This window comes from Advenella faeciporci (genome assembly GCF_014652395.1).
GTDB lineage: Bacteria > Pseudomonadota > Gammaproteobacteria > Burkholderiales > Burkholderiaceae_B > Advenella > Advenella faeciporci.
The window spans coordinates 45,360-71,145 of the sequence record NZ_BMYS01000014.1; the positions used below are offsets into that span (position 1 = coordinate 45,360).

General features: G+C 51.1%; 26 protein-coding genes. 19 read left to right on the top strand and 7 right to left on the bottom strand.

The genetic code is table 11. The features are described from left to right. Nucleotides 1-11: 11 nt before the first annotated feature. Both IE074_RS10110 and IE074_RS15075 read right to left on the bottom strand, forming a co-directional pair. Entirely contained in the window at nucleotides 12-1,565 is a 1,554-nt protein-coding gene (locus IE074_RS10110; protein WP_189385383.1) for a cytochrome ubiquinol oxidase subunit I, read from the bottom strand. A gap of 92 nt (nucleotides 1,566-1,657) precedes the next feature. Further along, nucleotides 1,658-2,056, bottom strand: a complete 399-nt coding sequence (locus IE074_RS15075; protein ID WP_189385348.1) for a DUF2946 domain-containing protein — start codon at nucleotides 2,054-2,056, stop codon at nucleotides 1,658-1,660. A gap of 281 nt (nucleotides 2,057-2,337) precedes the next feature. Between IE074_RS15075 and fba the strand changes: the two genes are divergently transcribed. The 7 genes from fba (at nucleotide 2,338) to IE074_RS10150 (ending at nucleotide 9,405) form a co-directional block, all read left to right on the top strand. After that, the gene (gene fba, locus IE074_RS10120; RefSeq protein ID WP_189385349.1) at nucleotides 2,338-3,402 is read left to right on the top strand and encodes a class II fructose-bisphosphate aldolase; all 1,065 of its coding nucleotides are present in this window, start codon (nucleotides 2,338-2,340) and stop codon (nucleotides 3,400-3,402) included. A gap of 159 nt (nucleotides 3,403-3,561) precedes the next feature. Next, entirely contained in the window at nucleotides 3,562-4,443 is an 882-nt protein-coding gene (locus IE074_RS10125; protein WP_189385350.1) for a phosphoribosylaminoimidazolesuccinocarboxamide synthase, read from the top strand. Nucleotides 4,444-4,456: 13 nt separating this feature from the next. Further along, nucleotides 4,457-4,960, top strand: coding sequence for a 5-(carboxyamino)imidazole ribonucleotide mutase (gene purE / locus IE074_RS10130; protein WP_189385351.1), 504 nt, complete (start codon nucleotides 4,457-4,459; stop codon nucleotides 4,958-4,960). A 30-nt stretch (nucleotides 4,961-4,990) separates the two neighbouring features. Then, nucleotides 4,991-6,175 carry a 5-(carboxyamino)imidazole ribonucleotide synthase gene (locus IE074_RS10135; RefSeq protein ID WP_189385352.1) on the top strand — a complete coding sequence of 395 codons (1,185 nt, stop codon included), beginning with the start codon at nucleotides 4,991-4,993 and terminating at the stop codon, nucleotides 6,173-6,175. Then, on the top strand, nucleotides 6,176-7,195 hold the full coding sequence (locus IE074_RS10140; RefSeq protein ID WP_189385353.1) for an L-threonylcarbamoyladenylate synthase: 1,020 nt from the start codon (nucleotides 6,176-6,178) through the stop codon (nucleotides 7,193-7,195). A 58-nt stretch (nucleotides 7,196-7,253) separates the two neighbouring features. Next, a complete protein-coding gene (locus IE074_RS10145; RefSeq protein ID WP_189385354.1) occupies nucleotides 7,254-8,438 on the top strand; it encodes a M20 aminoacylase family protein in 1,185 nt (394 codons plus the stop codon). Between the two features lie 28 nt (nucleotides 8,439-8,466). Beyond that, entirely contained in the window at nucleotides 8,467-9,405 is a 939-nt protein-coding gene (locus tag IE074_RS10150; protein ID WP_229793980.1) for a 2-hydroxyacid dehydrogenase, read from the top strand. A 57-nt stretch (nucleotides 9,406-9,462) separates the two neighbouring features. Here IE074_RS10150 and IE074_RS10155 read toward each other — a convergent pair whose 3' ends face one another. From IE074_RS10155 to IE074_RS10165, 3 genes are all read right to left on the bottom strand, one after another. Further along, complete coding sequence (locus IE074_RS10155; protein ID WP_189385355.1) at nucleotides 9,463-10,308, bottom strand: hypothetical protein; 846 nt, start codon at nucleotides 10,306-10,308, stop codon at nucleotides 9,463-9,465. Between the two features lie 18 nt (nucleotides 10,309-10,326). Continuing rightward, nucleotides 10,327-10,677: a nucleotide pyrophosphohydrolase gene (locus tag IE074_RS10160; RefSeq protein WP_189385356.1), complete on the bottom strand. Its 351-nt coding sequence runs from the start codon at nucleotides 10,675-10,677 to the stop codon at nucleotides 10,327-10,329. Between the two features lie 85 nt (nucleotides 10,678-10,762). Beyond that, nucleotides 10,763-11,857 (bottom strand): NAD(P)-dependent alcohol dehydrogenase, encoded by a 1,095-nt coding sequence (locus IE074_RS10165; protein ID WP_189385357.1) that lies wholly within the window; start codon nucleotides 11,855-11,857, stop codon nucleotides 10,763-10,765. Nucleotides 11,858-12,060: 203 nt separating this feature from the next. Here IE074_RS10165 and queE point away from each other — a divergent pair, with 203 nt between their 5' ends. From queE to IE074_RS10220, 11 genes are all read left to right on the top strand, one after another. Beyond that, the gene (queE, locus tag IE074_RS10170) at nucleotides 12,061-12,693 is read left to right on the top strand and encodes a 7-carboxy-7-deazaguanine synthase (protein WP_189385358.1); all 633 of its coding nucleotides are present in this window, start codon (nucleotides 12,061-12,063) and stop codon (nucleotides 12,691-12,693) included. After that, nucleotides 12,693-13,406, top strand: a complete 714-nt coding sequence (gene queC / locus IE074_RS10175; RefSeq protein WP_189385359.1) for a 7-cyano-7-deazaguanine synthase QueC — start codon at nucleotides 12,693-12,695, stop codon at nucleotides 13,404-13,406. The genes queE and queC overlap by 1 nt, the downstream gene beginning before the upstream one ends. Then, entirely contained in the window at nucleotides 13,406-13,864 is a 459-nt protein-coding gene (queD, locus tag IE074_RS10180; RefSeq protein ID WP_189385360.1) for a 6-carboxytetrahydropterin synthase QueD, read from the top strand. The genes queC and queD overlap by 1 nt, the downstream gene beginning before the upstream one ends. Nucleotides 13,865-13,963: 99 nt before the next feature. After that, the gene (locus tag IE074_RS10185) at nucleotides 13,964-14,383 is read left to right on the top strand and encodes a GNAT family acetyltransferase (RefSeq protein ID WP_189385361.1); all 420 of its coding nucleotides are present in this window, start codon (nucleotides 13,964-13,966) and stop codon (nucleotides 14,381-14,383) included. Nucleotides 14,384-14,471: 88 nt separating this feature from the next. Further along, nucleotides 14,472-15,425 (top strand): 3-hydroxyacyl-CoA dehydrogenase family protein, encoded by a 954-nt coding sequence (locus IE074_RS10190; RefSeq protein ID WP_189385362.1) that lies wholly within the window; start codon nucleotides 14,472-14,474, stop codon nucleotides 15,423-15,425. Nucleotides 15,426-15,685: 260 nt separating this feature from the next. Continuing rightward, the gene (locus tag IE074_RS10195; protein WP_189385363.1) at nucleotides 15,686-16,489 is read left to right on the top strand and encodes an OmpA family protein; all 804 of its coding nucleotides are present in this window, start codon (nucleotides 15,686-15,688) and stop codon (nucleotides 16,487-16,489) included. 390 nt (nucleotides 16,490-16,879) lie between these two features. Further along, on the top strand, nucleotides 16,880-17,857 hold the full coding sequence (locus tag IE074_RS10200; RefSeq protein ID WP_189385385.1) for a cytochrome-c peroxidase: 978 nt from the start codon (nucleotides 16,880-16,882) through the stop codon (nucleotides 17,855-17,857). Nucleotides 17,858-18,125: 268 nt separating this feature from the next. Next, entirely contained in the window at nucleotides 18,126-18,728 is a 603-nt protein-coding gene (locus IE074_RS10205) for a glutathione S-transferase (protein ID WP_189385364.1), read from the top strand. Then, nucleotides 18,728-19,663, top strand: coding sequence for a LysR family transcriptional regulator (locus IE074_RS10210; protein ID WP_189385386.1), 936 nt, complete (start codon nucleotides 18,728-18,730; stop codon nucleotides 19,661-19,663). The genes IE074_RS10205 and IE074_RS10210 overlap by 1 nt, the downstream gene beginning before the upstream one ends. Before the next feature lie 95 nt (nucleotides 19,664-19,758). Continuing rightward, the gene (locus IE074_RS10215) at nucleotides 19,759-20,949 is read left to right on the top strand and encodes a CaiB/BaiF CoA transferase family protein (protein WP_189385365.1); all 1,191 of its coding nucleotides are present in this window, start codon (nucleotides 19,759-19,761) and stop codon (nucleotides 20,947-20,949) included. Between the two features lie 15 nt (nucleotides 20,950-20,964). Then, nucleotides 20,965-21,900, top strand: a complete 936-nt coding sequence (locus tag IE074_RS10220; protein ID WP_189385366.1) for a hydroxymethylglutaryl-CoA lyase — start codon at nucleotides 20,965-20,967, stop codon at nucleotides 21,898-21,900. 122 nt (nucleotides 21,901-22,022) lie between these two features. On the opposite strand, the gene IE074_RS10225 is transcribed toward IE074_RS10220, so the two are convergent. Together IE074_RS10225 and IE074_RS10230 are read right to left on the bottom strand one after the other, a co-directional pair. Beyond that, complete coding sequence (locus IE074_RS10225; protein ID WP_189385367.1) at nucleotides 22,023-23,516, bottom strand: CoA-acylating methylmalonate-semialdehyde dehydrogenase; 1,494 nt, start codon at nucleotides 23,514-23,516, stop codon at nucleotides 22,023-22,025. 16 nt (nucleotides 23,517-23,532) lie between these two features. Continuing rightward, complete coding sequence (locus IE074_RS10230; protein ID WP_189385368.1) at nucleotides 23,533-24,741, bottom strand: ABC transporter substrate-binding protein; 1,209 nt, start codon at nucleotides 24,739-24,741, stop codon at nucleotides 23,533-23,535. Nucleotides 24,742-24,861: 120 nt separating this feature from the next. Here IE074_RS10230 and IE074_RS10235 point away from each other — a divergent pair, with 120 nt between their 5' ends. Next, nucleotides 24,862-25,785 carry a LysR family transcriptional regulator gene (locus tag IE074_RS10235; protein WP_189385369.1) on the top strand — a complete coding sequence of 308 codons (924 nt, stop codon included), beginning with the start codon at nucleotides 24,862-24,864 and terminating at the stop codon, nucleotides 25,783-25,785. Nucleotide 25,786: the final 1 nt, after the last annotated feature.

The window sequence follows — 25,786 nt, forward strand, 5'->3', positions numbered from 1 at the left end:
AATGTGGTTCCTTAGTGTTTGGACTCGTGAGCATAGCGACCGGTACCCAGGGTGCCGGGACCCTGCCTGGAGAAACGGATCATGAGATATATTTCAACAATCAGCAGAACGGTGTAGAACGTGATGAATCCCGCCAGTGAGCCATAGAGGGAGCTGGTACTAAGCGTGGAAACGGACATGTGAGTGGGCAGAACGCCATATACGGTCCAGGGCTGGCGTCCGAATTCGGCCACGAACCAGCCTACCTCACCGGCGATCCAGGGTAATGGCAGGGAGTACAGGGCCAGTTTCAGCAACCATTTTTTTTCGGTAAAGTTGCCTTTGACTGACGCCCAGAAAGTGGCGACAAAGATGAATAGCATGAAGAAGCCAAGACCCACCATGGCACGGAATGACCAGAACAGGGGTTTGACAGCGGGAATGGTATCTCTTGCAGCCTGGGCAATCATTTCAGGTGTGGCCTGGGCGACATCGGCCGTGTAGCGTTTAAGCAGCAGGCCAAAACCAAGGTCTTGTTTGTGTTGCACGAAATTATCCATGGCTTCCTGGTCATCGCGGTTCGCCCGTAGTTTGTCCAGGGCGACCACGGCTTGCTGGCCAGACTCGATACGGCCATGGTTTTCCTTGATGATATCGTGAATGCCGGGCATGACTTCAGTGGTGGAGCGGGTGCCGATCAGGCCCATTACCCATGGGATTTGAATTGACCAGTCATTTTTCATTTCCGCATCATTGACCGATGCTATTAAGGTAAAGGGTGCGGGAGCCGGTTCGGTTTCCCACATGCCTTCAATCGCTGCCATTTTGGTTTTTTGAGCCTTGCCAATCGAGTAGCCTGACTCGTCACCCAGAACGATAACGGAAAGGATAGAGGCGAGACCAAAAGCTGCGGCAATGCGAAAACTGCGTTTGGCAAACTCGACATCCTGTTTTTTCAGCAGATACCAGCTGGAAATTGAAAGCACGAACATGGATGCCGTTACATAACCGGCAGAAACCGTATGCACGAATTTGTTTTGGGCTTCGGCGTTGAAAACAATTGTCCAGAAATTGTCCATTTCCATTCGCATGCTTTCAAAGTTGAATTCGGCCCCGATAGGGTTTTGCATCCAGCCATTGGCGACCAGGATCCAAAGGGCGGACAGGTTGGTGCCGACTGCCATTAAAATGGTGACCACCAGATGCTGCCTGCGTGACATGCGCTCCCAGCCAAAAAAGAACAGACCGACAAAGGTCGATTCTAAAAAGAAAGCCATGAGGCCTTCAATAGCCAGTGGGGCACCAAAAATATCTCCCATGTAGTGGGAGTAGTAAGCCCAGTTGGTGCCGAATTGAAATTCTAGCGTGAGGCCAGTGGTGACGCCAAGGGCGAAGTTGATGCCAAAGAGCTTGCCCCAGAAGCGGGTCATGTCCTTGTAAATAACCTTTCCCGTCATGACATAGGCGGATTCCATGATGACAAGAATCCATACCATGCCAAGTGTGAGAGGCACGAAAAGGAAGTGGTACAGGGCTGTCAATCCAAATTGCAGCCGGGATAGGTCAACTAATTCATCCATGCGGATTTACTCCTTGAAACTTTTCTGGAATGAGGAGGGGTGGCGTATGTCAGCAGATGTGACACTTACCTTGATGAAAGCAATGAGAAATTTACGGCTCAGGAGAAGAGAGGGGGGGCCTGGCTGCGGTTGGGCCGCCAGCGCATAGTGCGAATGATCAGACGCCATTCGTGGTAAACAATGGCAATGATTTGGCGAACAATAAACCCGAGGAGCAGGATACAGGCCAGAGTGACAATGGCGGTCTGTAGTTCGGATTGAATACAGAACAGGCAGTGGATGTCTGAGGTGTGGGCGGAAGAGTCCTGACCGGGCGAAGTGCCATCGATGATAAGGGTTTTACCGTTTCCGGATGAATCGCAGATGTCGATGGTGAAGGGTGCGATGGGGTCCGTACCCTGAAGGGATGAGACGGAGGGTGAAACCGCTGCCAGGGTCATCGCGATGAGGACGACCCATAAAGCATAGTGGAGAGAGCGGTTTTTGCAGCGGTTCACAATATTGAGTAATAGAACAAGTTAAACAAATTGTAAACACAATGAAAAAAAATTACTTTGCTAAATCTCAAAAAGTTTCTTGATTCAGATTAATTTTCTTCACTGCGCTTTTTTCTCAATTGAAGTGTCGGGATTGTCTCTCGGACATGACATCACAATAAAAAAACCGTACTGAATTGCAAAATTTGCAGGCTGGGGGGAAACTTGGGTAAAAAATTACAAACCCACGTAAAATATAGGCAATTCGGAAATTTGACATAGATCCACTAGGAGAATCTCACATGGCATTAGTTTCAATGCGTCAGTTGCTTGACCATGCGGCCGAAAACGGCTACGGCATTCCTGCTTTTAACGTTAACAATCTGGAGCAGGTCCAGGCCATCATGGAGGCGGCCAAAGAAACCAATAGTCCCGTTATCATGCAAGCCTCTGCCGGTGCCCGCAAATATGCCGGCGAAGGCTTCCTGAAGTATCTAATCCAGGCTGCGGTTGAAAGCTATCCTGAAATTCCTGTTGTCATGCACCAGGACCACGGCCAGTCTCCTGAAATTTGCCAGGGCGCCATTAATTTGGGTTTTTCCAGCGTCATGATGGACGGATCCCTGATGTCAGATGGCAAAACCATTGCTGATTACGAATACAACGTGGATGTTACCAAAAAAGTGGTGGACATGGCCCATAAACTGGGTGTGACTGTTGAAGGCGAACTGGGATGCCTGGGTTCACTGGAAACCATGGAAGGTGACAAGGAAGACGGTCACGGTGCCGACGGCAAACTCACGATTGACCAGTTACTGACCGACCCTGAACAGGCCGCCGATTTTGTGCGCCAAACCCAGCTTGACGCCCTGGCGATTGCCATTGGTACCAGTCATGGCGCGTATAAATTTACCCGCAAGCCAACGGGTGACATTCTGTCTATCCAGCGCATCAAGGAAATTCACGCTCGTCTGCCTAATACTCATCTGGTCATGCACGGCAGTTCAAGCGTACCGCAAGAGTTGCTGGCTGAAATCCGCGAGTTCGGTGGCGATATGAAAGAAACCTATGGGGTGCCTGTTGAGGAAATCCAGGAAGCCATCAAATATGGCGTTCGCAAAATCAATATCGATACTGACATCCGTCTTGCCATGACGGGCGCGATTCGTCGCTTTTTGGCTGAGAATCCGTCCAAGTTCGATCCGCGTGAATACAACAAGCCTGCCCGCGAAGCAGCGAAAAAAATATGTATTGCCCGTTATGAAGCATTTGGTACCGCTGGCAATGCCAGCAAAATCAAACCGGTCAGCCTGTCTGAAATGGCCTCCCTGTATGCAGCCGGCAAGCTCAATCAGCAGGTCAAATAAACCCCTGTCTGCATAAAAGGCAAATACCGGTATAAAAATCCCGCCTTGTATTCATTTGGGGCGGGATTTTTCATTTAAAGCGTTAAAATACCGGGTTTGATCCGTTATGGTTTCTGTCATAACGCAAATATCCAGTCCAACCAAACTTAAGGGTTACAAGTGGCTACTGCACTTCATCAATCAACCATCCAATCATTACCCTTGCTGGCACGCGGTAAAGTACGTGACATGTATGCCGTGGGTGATGATAAGCTGCTTATCATTGCCAGCGACCGCATTTCCGCGTTTGACGTCATTCTTGATGATCCGATTCCGGGCAAAGGCAAGGTACTTACCGAATTAACCGAGTTCTGGCTGAAAAAACTGGCGCACATCATTCCCAATCACTCTACCCATGTGAAGCCTGAAGAGGTGGTGGCCCCTGATGAGATTGAGCAGGTCAAAGGGCGTGCCGTCGTTGTCAAACGGCTGAAGCCCGTTATGGTTGAAGCAGTTGCCCGTGGTTATTTGATTGGTTCCGGCTGGAAGGATTACCAGCAAACCGGTACGGTTTGCGGTGTGAAGTTGCCGGCAGGCCTGAAACTGGCCAGTAAACTGCCCGAGCCTCTTTTTACGCCAGCCGCCAAGGCCGAGTTCGGTTCACACGATGAAAACGTGGATTTTGCCCATGTGGTGAAGGAAGTGGGCCAGGAAATGGCAGAGAAAATTCGTGACATCACCCTGAAACTGTATACGGAAGCAGCCGGTTTTGCCGCGGAAAAAGGGATTATTATTGCCGACACCAAGTTCGAGTTTGGCCTGGATGAAAATAACCAGCTGTATTTAATGGATGAAGTGCTTACCCCCGATTCTTCCCGCTTCTGGCCGGCTGACAGCTACCAGGAAGGTATCAGTCCTCCTTCATTTGACAAGCAGTTTGTGCGTGATTGGCTTGAAACCCAGCCTTGGGATAAAACCGCACCGGCTCCCCGTCTGCCACAAGAAGTACTTGAAAAAACAGCCGCCAAATATCGTGAGGCGGTAAACCGCCTGCTGGCATAATAAAAGGAATATCATGAGCGACAATATCAAGCCTGTTGTGGGCGTTATAATGGGCTCCTCCAGTGACTGGGAGGTCATGCAGAACGCAACCCGGATGCTGGAAGAGTTTGGTGTGCCTTACCAGGCGCAGGTTATTTCAGCCCATCGCATGCCGCACGATATGGTGGCTTACGGGGCCCGCGCCTACAATGATGGCATTCGCGCCATTATTGCCGGTGCCGGGGGCGCTGCCCATCTACCTGGCATGATGGCCGCCCTGACTGAAGTGCCGGTGTTTGGGGTTCCGGTCCCCTCCCGTTACCTGAAGGGTGAAGATTCCTTGCTTTCCATTGTGCAAATGCCCAAGGGCGTCCCGGTGGCCACGTTTGCCATTGGCGAGGCCGGTGCGGCCAATGCGGCCCTGCATGCCATTGCCACCCTGGCCATGACCAATCCCCAGTTGCGTGAAAAATTGCTGGCCTTTCGTGAAAAACAAACGGCTGCCGCGCGTGCCATGACCTTGCCACCTTCGGCTTAGTGTTTTTGCAAACCAAAATTTTTATCTCTTATGAATAATACTGTATTGACTTCTGCTGTTGTTTATCCCGGCCAGTGGCTTGGCATGTTGGGTGGGGGGCAACTGGGCCGCATGTTTTGTCATGCAGCACAAAGCATGGGGTATAAAGTCGTGGTGCTTGACCCGGCCCAGGACAGTCCTGCCGGCACTGTTGCCGAAAAACAGGTGTTTGCGGCCTATGATGATGTAAAAGGGCTGGATGAATTGGCCGCCCTTACGCGGGTGGTTACCACTGAATTTGAAAACGTGCCCGCTGCCAGTCTGAAACAGTTGTCAGGAAATTGCCGGGTCAGTCCTGGTGCGGCTGCAGTAGCCGTGGTGCAGGATCGCATTGCGGAAAAGGCCTTTATTGCCGCGCAGGGCATCCCGGTCGCGCCTTACTCCGAAGTCCGCTCTGCTGCCGATCTGGAAAACGCCGGGCAACACCTGTTTCCAGGCATTCTCAAGGCAGCCCGGCTGGGTTATGACGGCAAAGGGCAGGCCCGCGTTGCCAATGTCCAGGAAGCGCTTGCCGCTTTTGAGTCGTTTGGCAGGGTGCCTTGTGTGCTTGAAGCCATGCTGCCCCTGAAAGAAGAAATTTCGGTCGTTATGGCGCGTGGTTTCGATGGTGAGGTGGCGGTTTTCCCGATTGGACAAAATACCCATGTCAATGGCATTCTTGCCACTACCGTGGTGAATCCCGGGCTTATCGCTGAAAATATCCAGCACCAGGCCAAACAGGCGGCCATCAGGATTGCCGAAGGCCTGAATTATTTTGGCGTGCTGTGCATCGAGTTTTTCATTCTTGAGGATAACAGCCTGGTGGCCAATGAAGTGGCGCCACGCCCGCATAATAGTGGTCACTACACCATGAATGCCTGTGCCAGCAGCCAGTTCGAGCAGCAGGTACGCGTCATGGCCGGCATGCCATTGGGATCCACCCAATTACGGGCACCTGCCATCATGCTGAATATCCTTGGTGACAGCTGGTTCCACCCCGAAACGGGTGCTTTTGCCGAACCGGCCTGGGAAAAGGTGTTGGCCTTGCCGGGCGTGTCCCTGCATCTGTATGGCAAAAGCGAAGCCCGAAAGGGTCGTAAAATGGGTCATGTGAATGTAGTTAACGAAAATTTTGACACGGCGCTTGCCCATGCCCGCCAGGTCAGTGAGATCCTTAATTTAAGCCAGGTATTGTAAATGCGCCCAGATCAGCAGCAGGAAATTCTCAGGGCAGCCACCCGCCTGATGCATGGCGGGCTGGTGGCCTTCCCTACCGAGACGGTTTACGGCTTGGGGGCTGATGCCGAAAACCCTCAGGCCGTTGAAAAAATTTACCAGGCCAAGGGTCGGCCTTCCAATCATCCGGTTATCGTGCATGTGGCCCCCGAGGCCGATTTGTCTTATTGGGCTACGGATATTCCCGATGAGGCCCATCAATTGATCAAGGTATTCTGGCCGGGCCCGTTAACCCTTATTCTGCAAAGGGCCAGCCATATTCCCGATACAGTCAGTGGTGGCCAGGGTAGCGTGGGTATTCGTTGCCCGTCCCATCCCGTGGCCCAGGCCCTGCTGCGGCAGTTCGCCCGACTCAAGCCTTCCGGACAAGGGGGCGTTGCCGCGCCTTCGGCCAATAAGTTTGGCCAGGTATCACCCACTTTGGCAGAGCATGTCATAAGCGAATTTCCCGAAGAGGTGGCCAAGGGTATGCCGGTCCTTGAAGGGGGGGCAGCCGATATTGGCATCGAATCCACGATTGTTGATTTGTCCCGGATCCGTCAGGGAGTAGGGGCCGTTTTGCTGCGGCCAGGACATATCAGCGCCAGCCAGATTGCCCAGGTACTGGGTTATGCGCCGCAATTGCCAGACAGCCATGCGCCACGGGCATCGGGCACGCTCAAGGCGCATTATGCACCACGTACCCCTTTAATACTGGTTACTGCCCAAGAGTTGGCGCAAGGCAAGCTGCAGAACCGGGTGCCGGCAGGGCAGAAATGGGCGGTTTGTGTTTTTGACGCAGGCCGGCAGCCTGAAATTGAAGGGATAGACTGGTTCTCGGTTTCCAATGAACCGGTGCAATATGCCCATGATCTATATGCTTTTTTGCGTCGGGTAGACCAGTTGGGTTACCAGCGTATCTGCATTCAGTCTTTGCCTGAAGACCAGCGCTGGGAGGCGGTGAATGACCGACTGCAAAGGGCCGCTGCTGCTTTTCCCTAAGTGACATTTTTGCCAAACACGATTATGATTGTCCGGTTATGAATCACCGGAAGTTTTTATGATCAAGTTTACCGGCATTGATGAAATAGTCGCAATCCGGCGAGACATCCATGCACATCCCGAACTTTGTTATGAAGAGCATCGTACCGCTGCATTGATAGAACAAAAATTAAAAGAATGGGGTATTGCGTGCACAGGTGGTATCGGGAAAACCGGCGTGGTGGGCAGCATCAAGGCGGGGACCTCAAACAAAACCATTGGTTTGCGGGCGGATATGGACGCCCTGCCCATGCAGGAAGAAAACAATTTTGCCCATCGGTCCCGCCATGACGGAAAAATGCATGGCTGTGGTCATGACGGGCATACGGCCATATTGCTGGCAGCGGCCAGGCATTTAAGCGAGAACCGCAATTTTGATGGTACGGTACGGTTTATTTTCCAGCCCGCCGAAGAAGGTGGGGCCGGCGCCAAAGCCATGATCGAAGACGGCCTGTTCGAGCGTTTTCCCTGCGATGCCGTGTTTGGCCTGCATAACTGGCCCGGCATGCCTGAAGGCAGTTTTGGCTATCGTGCCGGGCCGCTAATGGCGTCCAGCAATATTTTTCGTATCAATATAAGGGGCAAGGGTGGGCATGCCGCAGCGCCGCAAGACAGTGCCGACCCGGTTCCGGTCATTGCGCAATTGGTACAGGCCTTGCAAACAGTGGTGTCACGAAATATTCGTCCCATTGATGCCGCGGTGCTGTCCATCACCCAAATCCATGCCGGTACGGCAAGCAATGTGATTCCCGATCATGGCTGGATTGGCGGGGCAGTGCGTGCCTTTTCCGATGAGGTGGTTGATTTGATCGAGGCCCGCATGAATCAGCTTGCCACACAAATTGCCAACGCGTTTGGCTGTACCAGCGAAGTCATGTTCGAGCGGCGTTATCCGGCATTGGTTAACAGTGAAGCGGAAACCGAACTGTGTGCCGAGGTCATGCGAGGGCTGTATGGAGCAGATAAAAGTGTGGAGTATGTTTTTGAGCATGAACCGGTCATGCCCTCCGAGGATTTTGCCTTCATGTTACAGGAAAGGCCCGGCAGTTACGTCTTCCTGGGCAATGGAGATGGTTCTCACCGGCAGCCGGACCACGGCCTGGGCCCCTGCCTTTTGCATAACCCCAGCTATGATTTCAATGACAACCTGCTTGGCATAGGCGCTTCTTTTTGGGTCAGGCTGACAGAAAAATATCTGGCTTGATGAATCACATGAATGTAAAGGGCATGAGTTGAACATTATTCTGGCTTCCGAGTCACACGAACACACCGATAGCTGGCTGAAAATCATCAAGGCGCATTATCCTCATTGGCATGCGTTTGTGTACCAGCCCGGTATGAGTCAGGCCGATGCGGCGGTTAGCAAGGCCATCGTCTGGAAGCCACCTGCTTCCTTGTTTACCGACTATCCGGGCCTTCAGTACCTGTTCAATATGGGGGCTGGCGTAGATGCCATTTTGCGGCAACCGGGTTTGCCGGCAAAGATCCGGATTGTCAGGCTTGAAGATGCGGGCCTGGCCGATAAAATGCTGGAATATGTCATTCATTACCTGTCAAAAATAACCCGTCCGTTTGACCGTTATGCCCTATTTCAGCAACAGCAGCAATGGAAACCTTTGCCAGAGCTGTCTGCCAGCCAGATTGCCGTAGGAGTGATGGGGCTGGGTGTGATTGGACAGAAAATCGCACAGGCCCTGGCCGGACTGGGATACACGGTCCATGGCTGGTCGCGTACCGAACGAAAACTGCAGGGCGTACACACTTATGCAGGAGAAAATGGCTTACCCGGCTTTTTGCAAAACACGCGGATTTTAATTAATGTATTGCCACTAACGCAGCAAACCAGAGGCATTCTTAACCGGCGAACCCTGGCTCAATTGCTGGCGCCGGCCAGTCTTATTAATATTGGTCGTGGCGAGCACCTTCAAGAAGAAGACCTGCTTGAATTGATGAGATCGGGGCATATTGGCAAGGCGGTGCTGGATGTTTTCAGTACCGAACCTTTGCCCCATGGACATCCTTTCTGGGTACATCCCGATATTATCGTGACACCTCATATTTCCGGACCTACCAATGACGAGCTTGCCCTGGCACAGATCAACCAGAAAATCACTGATCTTGAAAATGGCCGGGATATTGGTGGAATAGTTTCACGGGAAGTGGGTTATTAAGCTTGGCGCATTGGCCATTATTCCGGCAATACCCCATTGTGTTTGCCGGGGCTGAACTTAGGTAAGTGCAAAATAGGCGGCAAAAATAATCAGTAAAATAACAATGAAACGGAATACTGAAACATTGTTTTTGGGTACGCTGGTGTAGGGGATTTGTTCGGGAAGATCGGCAACCGGCTCATTGGCCGGTAGTTCTGTTGCTGCCTCATGAGGGATGGTCGATGCGGGTGCCTGAACAGGCGCTTCAGGGTTTTGTGACGCCTGTGTTTCCAGGAGTTGCTTTTGGCTGGCCTTAATGGCGGCTTCCAGATCTGGCAGGGGCCAGATGTTTTCGGCTCTGCCACTCAAGACCAGGAAAGGGTCAATATTGGGCGATTCAAGCTCTTCCAGAAGGCCGGTAATTTCGAATTTCAGGTCGCTGTCGGCGCCCAGTTTATTAAGCGGCATGCCGTCTTTGAGTTTTTGCCAGTCGCGGGCACGGCTGCGCAGCATGAAACGCCAGTCTTCCCCCGAGGCATTTTCAATGTCAGGTAAATGAGTGGTTCGCATAATCATAAAAGCCCCGGTCATCTTTTCTTTCAGGAAAATATCAAAGGCTTTCAGAATGGGTTGCCATGGTTCAGGCAGGATATTTTCAAGCGCGTCCAACCTGTGGGTCCAGTGCTTTAGTGCTTCGGCGGTTGGCGCACTTAAATAGGGGTAGACTTTTTCAGGGTTATTAGCGGTGCGGGCAGTGTTGATATGGGTGTCGTCAAACAGTGCCCACCAGAACAGCGCAGGCCAATGACGGGCCTGAAGTTCAAGGACGATATCTTGCTGAAAGACATGGTGCAATTCAACATTATTGTCATCAGGAATGCAGTCCTGGCTTAACAGGTTGGCAAGATAAACAACGTCCTGCATATTGGGTTCCTTTCGCTTTTAGAGTTCGGTGTATTTTTTTGCATTACCCCGCGCTTTATCCAGCGGGTATTTAATTTCATTAAGTGCCAGCTTCTCTGCTGCGGCTTCAAGGATATCAATATCCAGTACACGGCTAATTGTTAATAAATACAGGAAAACATCGGCTATTTCATGCTTTACCGCCTGTAATTTTTGTTTATTGAGCCGTAAGGACTCCTCTTCTGTCATCCATTGGAAAATTTCCTGTAATTCAGCGGCTTCCACGGTAAGGGCCATAGCGATATTTTTGGGAGAGTGATAGTTGTCCCATTCCCTGTCATGGGCAAACTGCTTCAGTTTTTGCTTGATATGGTCAAAATCGGCAGCCATTTTCTTCCTTAAATATAAGCAATTATATAGGCCTAAAAGCAGCCGGGGATTGCCCGGCTGCTTTTAGGCCTTGAAGAGACGGGGATTATGGCTTGATGGCGATTTTCAGAACGCCATCACGTTGGTTGGCAAAAAGGTCATAAGCCTCGACAATGTCGTCCAGTTTGTATTCGTGCGTAACCAGTGCTTCCAGATTGACGCGGCCTGTTTCAACGATTTTGAGCAGGCGACGCATCCTTTCCTTGCCACCGGGACACAGGGCGGTAACGATTTTATGATCGCCAAGACCTGCGGCAAACGCACTGACCGGAATGGTCAGGTCTTGAGAGTAAACGCCCAGACTGGATAGCGTGCCACCCGGTTTCAGGACGCGAAGTGCCTGTTCAAATGTGGTTTGGGTACCCAGGGCTTCAATACTGGCATCTACCCCGCGACCGGCGGTGAGCTTCATGATTTCGTCAACCACGTCCACTTTTTTGAAGTTCAGGGTCACATCGGCGCCCATTTGGCGGGAGATTTCCAGGCGTTCGTCTACGCCATCAACGGCGATAATGGTGGCGGCGCCGCGCAGTTTGGCGCCAGCGGTAGCACACAGACCAATGGGCCCCTGGGCAAAGATGACCACGGTGTCACCAATTTTGATATTGCCATTTTCGGCACCCACAAAGCCGGTGGACATGATGTCGGGACACATGAGCACCTGTTCGTCTGTCAGTGCATCGTGAACGGGTGCCAGGTTGGCCTGGGCATCGGGAACCAGCACGTATTCGGCCTGGGTGCCATCAATAATGTTGCCAAAGCGCCAGCCACCGGTTGCCTTGTAACCATGGCAGGCGCAGGTGCCATTGGCAGTAAGATAACCACCATCCTGGGAAGGAAAACCGTCTTGGCAGGCGTAAGAGGTAAAGCTGGGACAAATGGCACCTGCAATGACCCGCTGGCCTTCCTTGTAGCCCGTTACGTTACTGCCCAGCTTCTCAATAATGCCTACCGGTTCGTGTCCGACGGTCAGCCCGGGAGCTACCGGGTATTCTCCTTTCAGGATATGGACGTCGGTGCCGCAGATGGTGGTGGTGGTAATGCGCAAAAGTGCATCGTTGGGGCCCACATCGGGGATGCGTTTTTCCTGGATCTCTATGCGACCGGGGGCAACAAAAACTGCAGCTTTCATGGTTGACATGGCAGTCCTCCTGAGTAAGATGAGGTAAGGGGAAGGGCGGGATGCTTTATTCCACTGTGTACAACTATACAACTATACAATTTTAAAATGACAGGATTTTTATCAATTGTAATGTTTTGTTGTAGGAGGGTGCGCTGATTCAGCGCAACAGGAGGGCGCAAGCAAGTTAGAATACGGTATTATTAATTCAAGTAGATGTTGGCGTGGTTTATTCAGTCAAGGAAATATTCAAGACATTGCAGGGAGAGGGCGCGCAGGCGGGACGTACTGCTGTATTTTGCCGCTTCTCCGGCTGTAATTTGTGGTCGGGCCGTGAACAGGATCGTGCCGGTGCCCAATGCACTTTCTGTGATACCGATTTTGTCGGCACCGATGGGACAGAAGGCGGAAAGTACGCGTCAGCCCAGACATTGGCAGCCTTGCTGGCCAAGGTTTGGGGGGCAGGCACCGAAAACCGTTTCGTGGTTTTCACGGGGGGAGAACCCTTGCTGCAACTCGATGCTGCCCTGATTAGTGCGGTTCACGGGCAGGGGTTTGAAATTGCTGTTGAAACCAATGGCACTCTGCCCGTACCGGAAGGTATCGACTGGATTTGCGTCAGCCCCAAGGCTGGCAACACACTGGTACAGACCCGGGGTAACGAGCTAAAACTGGTGTATCCGCAACCGAGTATTAATCCCTCCGAATTCGAGCACCTTGATTTTCAGCAATTCTGGCTTCAGCCCATGGATAATCTCCTGCAGCGCACCAACACGGCGCAGGCCATTGCCTGGTGCCTTGAGCATCCTCGCTGGCGATTAAGTACACAAACCCATAAAATCATAGGGATACGATAGTGGCAAGCAATGCACTTGTGCTTTTTTCCGGTGGCCAGGACTCAACGGCCTGTCTGGCTTGGGCGTTAAACCGTTATAACCGTGTGGAAACGGTCGGTTTCGATTATGGCCAGCGTCACCATGTAGAACTGGCATGCCGACAAAATGTGATTGAGCAAATTCGCCGGCAGTTTCCTGAATGGGACAAAAAACTGGGCCAGGATCATCTGCTGGACTTGGGTTTGCTGGGGCAAATCTCAGATTGCGCTTTAACCGGTGAAACTGAAATTCTGTTTGCGGAAAGTGGTTTGCCCAATACCTTTGTGCCTGGGCGCAACCTTATTTTCCTGACCTTTGCCGCCACCCTGGCTTATCGTCGTCATCTTGACGTACTGGTGACCGGTGTGTGTGAAACCGATTACTCCGGTTATCCGGATTGCCGCAGCAATACCATGCAGGCACTTCAGTTGGCCCTTAACCTGGGTATGGAGCAGCAATTCAGGATAGAGACACCGTTAATGTGGCTGGACAAGGCCCAAACCTGGCAACTGGCCAGCGATTTGGGGGGGGCGGCTTTGCTGGAAATTACCCGCGAGCACAGCCATACCTGTTATTTGGGAGAGCGCAACCGGCGCTTTGACTGGGGCTATGGTTGTGGCACATGCCCCGCCTGTGAGCTTAGGGCCAAAGGATTCGAAGCATTTATGAAAACACAGCAGGGCGAGGCCGGTTGATGATACGCATTACACGAAAAATGGAATTTGACGCGGGTCACCGTATACCCGATCACCGTAGCCAGTGCCGCAATTTGCACGGTCACCGTTATGTGCTTGAAATTACCCTTGAGGGCGAAGTACAGGACGCTCCAGGGCAGTCGGATAATGGTATGGTGCTTGATTTTTCGGATATCAAGGCCATTGCCAGGGAAAAAATTGTGGATCCATGGGACCATGCTTTCCTGGTTTGTAAAAGTGATACGGCGGTTCTTGAGTTCCTAAAGTCAATGCCTGGCCATAAAACGGTTGTTACCGCTAAAGTACCCACGGCAGAAAACCTGGCCCAATTGGCTTTCGATGTGCTGGCTCCCGCTTTTGCCCGGCGCTATGGCAAAGACCTGGTATTGCATCGGGTGCGTCTGTATGAAACGCCTAACTGCTGGGCCGATGCGACCAGGGCGACAGAAGTCGGTTAATTCGGGTTCCTTGATGGGATGCGCAGGTAGGTGTATGTGTAGGGCGGGTCTCTCATCTGCCATGTTTTGAATATTGTCAGTTTGGAAGTGGTATCAAGCATGAAAATCAGGTCTTTTTTACAGCAAGATGAAGATGCCGTCATCCGTTTATGGAATGAGTGCGGTTTGGTCAGGCCATGGAATGATCCAAAAAAAGATATTGAACGTAAACTGACGACTCAGCCAGAACTGTTTTTGGTGGTTGAGAAAGAGGGTGTCGTGGTTGGCTCGGCCATGGTTGGTTACGAGGGGCATCGGGGCTGGGTGTATTACCTGGCGGTTGATCCAGCTTGCCAGGGGCAAGGCATTGGCCAGGCACTTATGCAGGAAGCCGAGCATTTGTTGATGGAAAGGGGGTGTCCCAAGATTCAGTTGCTGGTGCGCAGTAATAACAGCCAGGTGCTGGATTTTTACGAAAGACTGGGCTATGAGACAGGCGATGTGGTCATGCTGGGCAAACGTCTGATTCCCGATGCGTAGGCTTGCAAATTTGCCAGCCGGTTAAAAATGCAGGGAATAAGGATGTATATTAAACTGGTGGCGATATGATCAACATCAAGGAGATAACATGGCTTATGAACTGCAGTCCCCATCAGAAACCCAGAGCGTCATTGTGGGCGGCGGCACGATGGGAACCGATATTGCGACCGTTTTGCTGCGTGCCAGGTCCCGTTGCATTATTGTAGAGCCCAACCCGTCGCTGCATGAAGGCATATTCAACCGGATTGCACAAAACTTGCAGTCCATAGGACGGGAAGAGAATCATTCTTTGCTGACAGTAGTTGGTTCGCTTGAAGAAATCGATTGGTCTGGCGTCCATCTTGTCATAGAGGCTATTCCAGAAAATCTTGAACTGAAGCAAGCGTTATTCAAGGATCTTGAACGATTGGCAGGGGCAGAAACCATTTTATGCAGTAACAGCTCAAGTTTTCCAATCAGTGTTATTACCGAAGGCCTGCAAACCGCTGAAAGAATGGCCGGTTTGCATTTTTTCATGCCAGCGCATATCGTTCCACTGGTTGAAGTGGTGCTGGGTAAACAAACCGAACCCGCAGTGGGGACGAGTCTGGTTGCCCTGATGAAGCGCTGTGGCTCGGTGCCTGTGCTGATTCGCAAGGATGTGCCAGGTTTTCTGGCCAATCGTCTGCAGCATGCCATTGGCCGTGAGGCCTATTCGCTCATCCAGTCGGGTATTGTGACCCCGGAAGATGTGGATGCAGCCGTGCGTTTTGGATTTGGTTTCCGTTATTTGGCGGCTGGCCCTATCATGCAAAAGGAAATTGCCGGATGGGATGTGCATGCCGCGGCAGCGGCAACCATTTACCCCGACCTGTCAAACGCGGCAATGCCACCTGCCATCCTGACTGAGAAAATAAAAAATGGCAAATACGGCATGAAAACCGGCGAGGGCTTCTATAAATGGACCCCTGAGTCCATGCAAGAGGAAAAACAGCGTTATGACAAGGCATTAAGACAAGGGCTTGAAATTTTGTCGAACGATTTGCCTGATATCGAACCCTGATTGGATGTTTTTTAAGAAAATCCCATTGACCTTGTCTGGCCGGGGATAATGGGATGATTATTTTGTCTTTTATCCCCGAACAGGGGCTTGACAGTGCAGGCAAGTGCAGCTTTTTTTCCAATAAATATCTGTTTTTACAGATAATAATTTGGATTTTCAGATTGTTTTCCATTATCCGAATTAAATTGCCCCAAAATGAATGTGCGGTTTCTGTAAAAGGTGTAACATTCAGCCTGATATTATCTTTAGAGGAGTGTAAAATGAAGAAACCAAATTCTGGCAGTCGCCTTAAATTTGGGTTTATTGCGTTAATGGCACTTACGGTTGCTGGATGTTCGTCAATCAGCAACGTCAGTCCAGACGGGGTAACCGAAGATCCGATCTGGCCAAATGTGGAAAGCGTCACATTAAATAACAAGCAGGGTACTTACCCCAACTTTTATAATCTGACGCAGGTCCGTTCTGGCGTAACCAAAGACCAATTGTATTATTTACTGGGTCGTCCTCACTTCAGTGAGGGTATCAGCGCCAAGGAATGGGACTACCTGTTCCACTTCCATACCCCGGATATGGGTGTTGATAATGTAACCACCTGCCAGTTTAAAATTCTTTTCGATACTGACAGTATTGCCCGCAGTTTTTACTGGCGTAGTGTAGGCGAAGGCGCAGGTTGCCCGCCAGGAAGCGCTAAAGAGTCATATACGCTAAGCGCAGATGCTTTGTTTGAATTTGACAAATCAACATTAAGCGCCATTACCGCAGGTCGTCAGGAACTGGACAATCTTGCACAAAGCCTTAACAATGCCAAAAATATCACAGGTATTACCATTGTTGGTCATACTGATACCCTGGGTAATAGTGCTTATAACATGCGCCTGTCACAGGCGCGCGCAGAAACCGTGGGCAATTATCTGGTCAGCCAGGGTATTCCAGCCAATATGATTCAGGCATATGGTGTGGGTGAAACACAGCCTGTTGTGCAATGTACCGGCAGTGGCCAAGAGCTGATCAATTGCCTGGCACCCAACCGCCGTGTGGTCATTACCGTCGATAACAAACAATAAAACAGGCTGTTATTTACAACTATTACAGTCTGAACCATATTTACACCCGGGCCGTATAACTTCAAAAAAGTTATACGGTTTTTTTTGTCACAAATGTTGTATGAAATGTAAGTGAATTATGTTGTTTATCAAAAGTGTCGACTTAATAGTTTATTGCGATTAAGTTTGATTTATAACAAGATTGTCTATGAAATCTACCGTTACCATAGTTCCAAGCTTTAAATTGACTTATTAAAAACTCAATACGGGGAATGAATAAGTATTTTTTTTTAAAAATTTTTAAAAAGATACTTGTATTTTAAAGAGGTTGTTAACATGGTGAAAATGAAAAAATCCATTGCCAGCTACGCGCTTGCATCAATATTATGTCTGGCCGGCAGTGCCGGTGCCATGGCACAGGACAAAACCGCTGAAGCGGCCAAAACAGAACGCTACAAACCGAATAATGAATTGATTGTTGCCATCGAGCCTGCAAATGGCCAGAATCCTGCAGAAGTCGAACTGGGTAAAAAACTGTTTTTTGATCCCCGTCTGTCACGGTCAGGATTCATTTCCTGTAACTCCTGTCACAACCTGGGCATGGGCGGTAGCGATAACCTGCCAACCTCAATTGGCCACAACTGGCAGGAAGGCCCCATCAACTCTCCTACCGTGTTGAACTCCAGCCTGAACTTTGTCCAGTTCTGGGACGGCCGTGCGGCAAACTTGCGCGAACAGGCCGGTGGCCCCATTGCCAACCCGCTCGAAATGGCTTCCTCACATGACCTGGTGGTGAATATCCTTGAGTCCATTCCCCAATACAAAGAAGAGTTCAAACAGGTATATGGTACAGACAGCATCACTATTGATGAAGTGACCAAAGCCCTGGCTGTATTTGAAGAAACCCTGGTAACACCCAATGCACCCTTTGACCGTTGGTTGAAAGGTGATGAAAATGCCATTAATGACCAGGAGCTGCGCGGCTACCTGACCTTTAAAAACAGCGGTTGCGTTGCCTGTCATAATGGTGCCAATGCAGGCGGAACCTCGTTCCAGAAAATGGGTGTGATTGAACCGTACGTCACCGATAACGAATCTGCCGGCCGTGCCGGTGTTACCGGTAAAGACGTTGACCGTATGATGTTCAAGGTGCCTACCCTGCGTAACGTGGAACTGACCTATCCGTACTTCCACGATGGTGCGGCCAATACATTGGCTGAAGCGGTGAACATTATGGGAAGACTGCAGCTGGGCCGCAAGTTTGCAGACAATGAAATTGAAGACATCGTTGCTTTCCTGAAAACCCTTACCGGTGATCAGCCAAGGTTTGAAATGCCTATATTGCCACCTTCCAGTGATTTGACACCACGTGCCAAACCATTTGAATAAGCGGAGCAAGGGTGAAATGGCAATGAACTGATCAGCGGCCATTCAAAAAACCGGTTCAAAAACACCTGTCTCGCATCTGCGAACAGGTGTTTTTTGATTATGGGATTGCATGAGTCGGGATCTTATAATTGAGATTGGTAACAACTTGTGACTGTTTTGATACAGCTGCTTTTTGTTTTTAAGACAAGACAATCATTCTGTCAGCATATTCACTTACAATCACTGGTAATGAAACTGGAAATTATCAAGATCTATTCGGAGAATATGAATGAAGCTTTATTATTCAACATCGTCGCCTTTTGTCCGTAAAGTGATGATGGTGGCAGAAGAGCTGGGCTTGTTGGATCAAATTGAAAAAGAAACGGTTCAGGTTCACCCGGTTAACCGTTTGCAAACACTTATAGCCGTCAATCCTTTGGGGCAGGTTCCTACCCTGATTACTGATGACGGCCAGGTGCTTTTCGACAGCCGGGTTATTTGCGAGTACCTGAATGAAAAAGCCAATGGCAGCCTGTTTGGCAATCAGGACAGCCGTTGGGGTATTTTGTCCGAACTGACTGCCCTGGATGGTTCGCTAAGTGCCCTGGTGGCTGCCCGTTATGAAATAAGTGTGCGCCCTGTAGAGTTGCAGTGGCTGGCTTGGGTGGATGCGCAAATGGACAAGGCCCGCACCACCCTGGATTATTTTGAAGGCAAGGCCGAATCACTGGAAGGTCGCGCGGATATTGCCCTGTTGGGGCTGGCCTGCTTGTTGGGTTATCTTGATTTTCGTTTTGCCCACTTCGACTGGCGCAAGTCATATCCCAAGCTGGATGCCTGGCATGCGAAATTTTCTCAAAGGCCTTCCGTGTTAAATACGGTGCCAGTCTGATTTTGAATTTATCCAGGTTTGATCCTCATTCCCTGCGTGTTTTCCTGCTGGCTGCCCAACACTCCAGTCTTACCAAAGCGGCCCAGGGGGCACACCTTACTTTGTCGGCCGCCAGCAAGCGGGTTTCCGAGCTTGAAAAACAGCTTAATTGCACGCTTTTCATCCGGCAGCCCAGGGGGGTGACGCTAACGCCTGCCGGGCACGCACTGGTGGAGCATGCCCAACAGGTCATCAGCACGATTAACCGTATGGCTGCCGATATGGGTGATTATGCCGCAGGCCTGCGTGGTCAGGTCCGGATGTGGGCCAATACCTCTGCGGTGATTCAGTTTTTGCCCGGTGATCTGGCCCGGTTTTCCAGCCAGAATCCGGCGATTCGCTTGAGCCTTGAAGAAAAGTTGAGTCATGAGATTATTTCGGCATTGACCCAGGAAAAAATTGATATTGGCATTTTTGCCGATAATATTCCCAGTGGGCAAGTGCAGAAAAGTCTGTATCGCTTTGATCAGCTGGTGTTGCTGGTACCTTCTTCCCATGCGTTGCGGGGTTCGCCACCGGTATATTTCAGGGATGTGCTGCATTACGATTTTGTGGGCTTGTCCGATGGCAGCTCTTTGCTGGTTCGTATGCAGGAAGCCGCTTTGGCTGCTGAAAAATCATTGCGCCTGCGGGTACAGGTAAGCAGTTTTGATGCCATTTGTCGCATGATAGAGGCCGGGCTGGGTATTGGACTTTTGCCTCGCGCCTCGGTCCGCCCCGAAATTCTGGGTACCGGCCTGCATGCGGTTGATCTGCTGGACAGCTGGGCAGAGCGCACTTTATGGATTGGGGTACGTAATGAACATAGCCTGACCCCCGATGCCTTGCGTCTGTATGCTTTTCTGAAACGGGCCCGGCATGCCAGCCAAAATAACGAGGCTGTGCCGCTGCCTTGAATTTCAGGAAAGGGTGGTTTAGAAAAAATTGATTTTCAAAAAGCCGATTTGCTTTCATCATAGTGTCTTATTGAAAGCAATAAGAGGCAACAGGAATGACAAAACCAATGGACGGCGTCAAGGTACTAGAACTGGGACAACTCATTGCAGGACCTTTTGCCTGCAAAATGCTGGCAGAATTTGGTGCCGAGGTCATAAAGATAGAACCTCCGGAAACCGGAGACCCCTTACGAAAATGGCGTTTGTTGCATGAGGGCACATCGGTCTGGTGGGCCTCGCAGTCCAGGAACAAACAGTCGGTTACCCTGGATTTGCGCCAGAAAGAAGGGCAGGATGTCATTCGCCTTTTAATTAAAGAAGTGGATGTGCTGGTGGAAAACTTCCGTCCCGGAACCCTTGAGAAATGGGGGCTGGGTTGGGAAGAATTGAAGGCCATCAATCCGCGCCTGATTATGCTTCGGGTCTCGGGTTATGGACAAACCGGCCCCTATAAAGATCTTCCCGGCTTTGGTGTGGTGGGTGAGGCCATGGGGGGATTAAGGCACCTGAGCGGTGAGCCGGGCCGTCCACCGGTACGGGTGGGTGTTTCCATTGGTGATTCCTTGTCTGCCTTGCATGGCGTGATTGGTGTTTTGCTGGCTTTGCGTCATCGTGATCAGAATGGGGGCGATGGGCAGGTCATTGACGTGGCGCTTTATGAGTCGGTCTTCAACATGATGGAAAGTATGGTGGCCGAGTATTCCGTGTTTAATGAAATCCGGCAACCTGCGGGCAGCAGCTTGCCAGGGATTACTCCCAGTAATGCGTATCGCTGCGCGGATGGCAAGTATGCCCTGATTGCCGGTAACGGAGACAGTATTTTCAAGCGTTTGATGACATTGATCGGGCGTGACGATATTGGCAATGATCCCGAGTTTGCGCACAACGACGGGCGCTCCAGACAGGCTGAATATATTGATGGCGTCATTGGACAATGGGCGGCCCGGCATTCTTTGGAAAATGTGTTGCAGGCCCTGCACGAGTCACGTATCCCGGCCGGAAAAATTTATGACGTGGCCGATATCGTTAATGACCCGCATTACAAAGAGCGGCAAATGCTGTTGCAGGGCGAGCTAGAGGATGGCACACCGGTCATCTTGCCGGGGATTGTACCCAAACTCAGTGCAACACCGGGTGAGGTGCGTCGCAGGGCACCCACGCTGGGTCAGGATACGGCAAGCGTATTGACGGCATTGGGGATAGATGAACAAATGCAGCAGCAATGGCGCAAACAGGGAATCATTTAGGTGGGAACGAAGGCAATGACGAGCAATAAAATTTACATGCAGGAAGTGGCGTGTCGTGATGGGTTTCAGAATGAGGCCATGTTTATTCCGACCGAAGAAAAGATTGCCATAGTGGATCAACTGAGTGAATGTGGTTATGCCAAAATAGAAGTCACGTCATTTACGTCACCCAAAGCCATTCCCGCGTTGCGTGATGCTGAAGAGGTCATGCACCGTATTCGACGCAACCCCGATGTGTTGTATACCGTGCTGGTGCCCAATTTGCGTGGCGCGGAAAGAGCCATGTCGTGTGGGGTGGATGAAATCAACTTGGTGATGTCCGTCAGTGAGCAGCATAATCAGTCCAATTTGCGCATGACGCGTGAGCGTTCTTTTGAACAACTGGCCGGTATTATCGGTGAAGTCAAATCAACGCCGGTACAGATCAATGTTTCCCTTTCCTGCGCTTTTGGTTGTCCCATGGAAGGGGATGTGGCTCAAGATGAGGTTTTGTCCTGGACAGATCGTTTTGCCGGGTTGGGTGTGCATGGCATCACATTATGCGATACCACCGGCATGGCATATCCAACGCAGGTTGGTGCGCTGTTTGAACGCGTTAAGTCGAGATTTCCCGGGCTTGAGCTAACCGCACATTTTCACAATACACGCGGAATGGCCCTGGCCAATGCCAATGCGGCAATCGCGGTGGGCATAAACCGTTTTGATGCTTCTCTGGGAGGATTGGGCGGATGTCCTTATGCACCAGGTGCTTCGGGTAATGTATGTACGGAAGATATGGTACATATGTTTGAGTTGATGGGGCTGGATACGGGTATTGATTTGCCGGGGATTTTGGCGGTAGCGGCCAGGTTGCCCAAATTGATTGGCCATGATGTGCCCGGCCAGATCCTGAAAGCAGGCCCACGTTTAAAGCTGCATCCGGTACCGGATTGTGCAGTAAGTGCAGGTTAACGATTATGATACTGCCGGTATAAAAGGCATTCAATAAGACAAAAAGAGATACGTTTTCGCGTATCTCTTTTTTTTGTGTTTTTTATGGGTCTGCCAGTAATGGCAGACCTGTCGTGCCGGTTTTATTCCATTTTAATGGTGGTGTTGACGCCCTGGGCATGATGGGTCCAGCGCGCCGTGATGGATTTGGTTTGGGTCCAGAAGCTGACAGCCTGTTTGCCATTCGGTCCCAGATCGCCCAGTTTTGAGCCGCGTGAACCGGTGAAGCTGAACCAGGCCACGGGTACGGGGATGGGAATATTGATGCCAATCTGGCCGACATCGACATTGTTCTGGAAGTAACGGGCATCGCCACCGCTTTGCGTGAAGATGGCCACGCCATTGCCATTGGGGTTGGCATTAATGAATTCAATTGCTTCATCCAGGGTATCCACGCAAACCACACACAATACCGGCCCAAAAATTTCTTCCTGGTAAATACGCATCTCGGCTTTGACACCGGCAAAAATGGTAGGGCCGACAAAGTTGCCGTTTTCATAGCCTTCAACCGTAATATCGCGGCCATCCAGCAGCAATTCGGCGCCTTCATCAATACCGGACTGAATCAGGCCGCGCACCCGTTCACGGGCCGCAGGCGAAACCAGCGGGCCAAGGTCTGCCGCGCGGTCGGTACCGACATTGACCTTGAGTTTTTTGCTGCGCTCAACAAAATCATCCAGCCATTCTTTGGTCTTGCCCACCATGACCGCGACGGACGTGGCCATGCAGCGTTGGCCGGCAGCGCCAAAAGCGGCACCCACCAGTTGGTTCAGTGCCACTTCCTTGTCGGCATCCGGCAGAATGACGCAATGGTTTTTGGCACCCATCATGGCCTGGCAGCGTTTGCCGGCATTGGAAGAGCGCCGATAGATTTCCGTGCCCACGCGGGTGGATCCAATAAAAGACACTGCCTTGATGTCCGGGTGCTCGCACAAGCGGTTGGCCACTTCAGGGCCGCCATGCACCACGTTCAGGACACCCGGAGGCAAGCCTGCCTCAAGGGCCAGTTCGGCCAGAAACAAGGATGAACTGGGATCTTGCTCGGAGGGTTTAAGCACAAAGGTATTGCCGCACGCAACGGCAATCGGGAACATGAAGCAGGGCAGCATGATGGGGAAGTTGAAAGCGGTTATACCGGCACAAACGCCCAAAGGTTGGTTCAAAGTATAGACATCAATACCCGATGCCGCATTTTCGGCATATTCACCCAGCTGCAGGCTGACAATCGAGCAGGCGTGTTCAATGACCTCAAGACCCCTGCCCACCTCACCTTCGGCATCGGGTAGGGTCTTGCCATGTTCCAGGGTAATCAGTTCGGCCAGCTTGGTGGCGTTTTCACGCACCAGTTGCTGCAGTTTCAGCATGACCCGCATGCGGGTACCCTGACCGCTATTGCGCCAGGTCTTGAAGGCTTCCTTGGCACTGGCAACGGCCTGATCCACTTCGTCAAGGGTGGCAAAGGGAACCCGAGCAACCACTTCCTGGTTGGCCGGATTCACCACATCTTGCCAGACATCGGACTTGGAACGGATTTTTTCACCATTGATAATCAGGGGAACTTCTGGGATGGAACGCATTATGTAATCCTTTTACTTATTTAAGAAGAGAGCAGCTTGATTCGGAAAGGGGCTGGAAAGCTTCTGCGGCCGGAATGGTGGCCAGCAGTTTCGAGTAATCCCATTCGCTTTGTTTTTCAGACGGCTTTTTGACTTCATACAGATACATGTCGTGAATCACACGGCCATTGGGCTGAATGGAAGCGTTGTGCATGATGGGGTCTTCAATGGGTATCTCGCGCATTTTGGCGGCTACTTTATCCCCTTCGGTAGACTTGGCGGCAGCGACTGCTTTCAGGTAATGCAAGACACTTGAATACACGCCGGCCTGGGTCATGGTGGGCTTCAGATTGTTGAATTCCTTGGCAAAACGGTTGGACCAGTCACGGGTATTATCATCAAAATCCCAGTAAAAACCGTCAACATAACTGAGCCCCTGGGCGCTTTCATTGCCCAGTGCGCGCAGGTCAGAGAGGAAAATCAGCAGGGATACCAGTCGCTGGCCGCCCTCGCTAACCCCAAATTCCTTGGCCTGCTTGACCGCATTGACCGTATCCTGGCCACCATTGGCCAGCGCGACCACATCGGCTTTGGAGCTTTGTGCCTGCAGCATGAAAGAGGCATAATCGGAGTTGTTCAGAGGGTGACGAACCGCACCATTTACCTTGCCACCCAGCGATTCCACCATTTTTGATGTATCGGCTTCAAGTGAGTGTCCAAAAGCGTAGTCAACCGTGAGGAAGAACCATGATTTGCCACCGGTGGCAATGGTGGCCTTGGCGCCCCCCACTGATTGTGAATAGGTGTCAAACATCCAGTGAAAGCCCACCGGAGAGCATTCTTTATTGGTCAGGGCCGTTGTGGCCGGGCCGGAAAACAGCACCACCTTGTTCTTTTCGCGGGCAATATTCTGGACGGCCAGCGCAACGGCCGAATTGGTCAGGTCGGCAATGGCGGTTACCCCATCGCGGTCAAACCATTCCCGGGCCTTGGCGGCGCCCACATCAGCCTTGTTCTGGTTATCGGCAGAAACAAGGTCGATGTTCATGCCCTTGCACTCTGCGGCCAGGCAATCATTAATGGCCATTCTGGCGGCCGCCACCGATCCCGGGCCACCCATGGAAGCATAGGTGCCGGACATGTCGGTAAGGACGCCAATTTTGACGGGGGGAATGTCACTGGCGCCGGCCATTGAGCTGAACGCCAATGCGCAACTCAGGGCAAGCGTGTGCGCTGGTAATTTCATAATTTGTCTCCGGGGTTTTTCATTCGTTTTAATCAGTCTCTTTGGACCTGATACAGTTTGATGTGTACAAATTAAAATTGCAATATAAAATATGCACATCTATTGTTTAAAAATGCACATATGAAAACACTTGACTGGGATGGGTTGAGATACTTTCTTGAGGTGGCAAGAACCCAGCGTGTAAGCGCAGCCGCCCTGCGCCTGGGTGTTGAGCATACAACCGTGGCAAGAAGGATTCGTCAGCTGGAAACGCAAATGGATACCTTGCTGTTCGACAAGTCCCGCTCCTCAGGGTTTATCCTGACGGCAGCCGGTCATGAACTGCTGGCCCATGTCGAGCAAATGGAAAGCCACTTGTTTAATGCCAGGGAGAAGGTAACCGGGGTGGGGGAGTCTTTGTCGGGACATATCAGGGTGGCGGCCACAGAAGGTTTTGGCTGCTATATTATTACGCCCCTGTCCATGCGGTTCCAGCAACAATACCCCGATATCACCCTTGATGTCTTGCCTGTGCCGCGTTTTGTCAGTCTGACCCGGCGTGAGGCCGATATCGCCATTACGATTGAACGTCCTTTGCGCGGACCTTATGTGTGCAGCAAATTGTGTGATTATTCCCTGATGCTCTATGGAACGCGTGAGTATTTGCAAAACCATCCTCCCATTCGGCATCAGGATGACCTTAAGCTTCATTCCGGGATCAGTTATGTTGAAGAGCTGATTTACAGCGACCAGTTGCGCTACCTGGAAGATGTGCTGCCTTTGAGCAACGTTGTCTTCAAAAGCACCAGTATTATTGCGCAATATTTTGCCTGTTTGCAGGGACAGGCATTGGCCATCCTGCCTGGCTTCATGGCAGCCCGGAATCCGCAGCTGGTCGCTATTTTGCCAGAAGAAGTCCATATCCAGCGCAGTTTCTGGATGTATTTTCATGAAGACCTGAAGCGCATCAAACGCATTACCGCCTTTTGTGATTTTGTAAGAAGTGTGGTAGAAAGGAATGCAGGATTAATGAAAGGAACAAGCGAAGCCTTGTTCATATTTTAAC

Excerpts from the sequence above, each read along its gene's own strand:
- fba (WP_189385349.1), top strand. The coding sequence starts at position 2,338 with ATGGCATTAGTTTCAATGCGTCAGTTGCTTGACCATGCGGCCGAAAAC.
- purE (WP_189385351.1), top strand. The coding sequence starts at position 4,457 with ATGAGCGACAATATCAAGCCTGTTGTGGGCGTTATAATGGGCTCCTCC.
- IE074_RS10135 (WP_189385352.1), top strand. The coding sequence starts at position 4,991 with ATGAATAATACTGTATTGACTTCTGCTGTTGTTTATCCCGGCCAGTGG.
- IE074_RS10140 (WP_189385353.1), top strand. The coding sequence starts at position 6,176 with ATGCGCCCAGATCAGCAGCAGGAAATTCTCAGGGCAGCCACCCGCCTG.
- IE074_RS10145 (WP_189385354.1), top strand. The coding sequence starts at position 7,254 with ATGATCAAGTTTACCGGCATTGATGAAATAGTCGCAATCCGGCGAGAC.
- IE074_RS10155 (WP_189385355.1), bottom strand. The coding sequence starts at position 10,308 with ATGCAGGACGTTGTTTATCTTGCCAACCTGTTAAGCCAGGACTGCATT.
- IE074_RS10160 (WP_189385356.1), bottom strand. The coding sequence starts at position 10,677 with ATGGCTGCCGATTTTGACCATATCAAGCAAAAACTGAAGCAGTTTGCC.
- IE074_RS10165 (WP_189385357.1), bottom strand. The coding sequence starts at position 11,857 with ATGTCAACCATGAAAGCTGCAGTTTTTGTTGCCCCCGGTCGCATAGAG.
- queD (WP_189385360.1), top strand. The coding sequence starts at position 13,406 with ATGATACGCATTACACGAAAAATGGAATTTGACGCGGGTCACCGTATA.
- IE074_RS10185 (WP_189385361.1), top strand. The coding sequence starts at position 13,964 with ATGAAAATCAGGTCTTTTTTACAGCAAGATGAAGATGCCGTCATCCGT.
- IE074_RS10190 (WP_189385362.1), top strand. The coding sequence starts at position 14,472 with ATGGCTTATGAACTGCAGTCCCCATCAGAAACCCAGAGCGTCATTGTG.
- IE074_RS10195 (WP_189385363.1), top strand. The coding sequence starts at position 15,686 with ATGAAGAAACCAAATTCTGGCAGTCGCCTTAAATTTGGGTTTATTGCG.
- IE074_RS10200 (WP_189385385.1), top strand. The coding sequence starts at position 16,880 with ATGGCACAGGACAAAACCGCTGAAGCGGCCAAAACAGAACGCTACAAA.
- IE074_RS10205 (WP_189385364.1), top strand. The coding sequence starts at position 18,126 with ATGAAGCTTTATTATTCAACATCGTCGCCTTTTGTCCGTAAAGTGATG.
- IE074_RS10215 (WP_189385365.1), top strand. The coding sequence starts at position 19,759 with ATGACAAAACCAATGGACGGCGTCAAGGTACTAGAACTGGGACAACTC.
- IE074_RS10220 (WP_189385366.1), top strand. The coding sequence starts at position 20,965 with ATGACGAGCAATAAAATTTACATGCAGGAAGTGGCGTGTCGTGATGGG.
- IE074_RS10225 (WP_189385367.1), bottom strand. The coding sequence starts at position 23,516 with ATGCGTTCCATCCCAGAAGTTCCCCTGATTATCAATGGTGAAAAAATC.
- IE074_RS10230 (WP_189385368.1), bottom strand. The coding sequence starts at position 24,741 with ATGAAATTACCAGCGCACACGCTTGCCCTGAGTTGCGCATTGGCGTTC.
- IE074_RS10235 (WP_189385369.1), top strand. The coding sequence starts at position 24,862 with ATGAAAACACTTGACTGGGATGGGTTGAGATACTTTCTTGAGGTGGCA.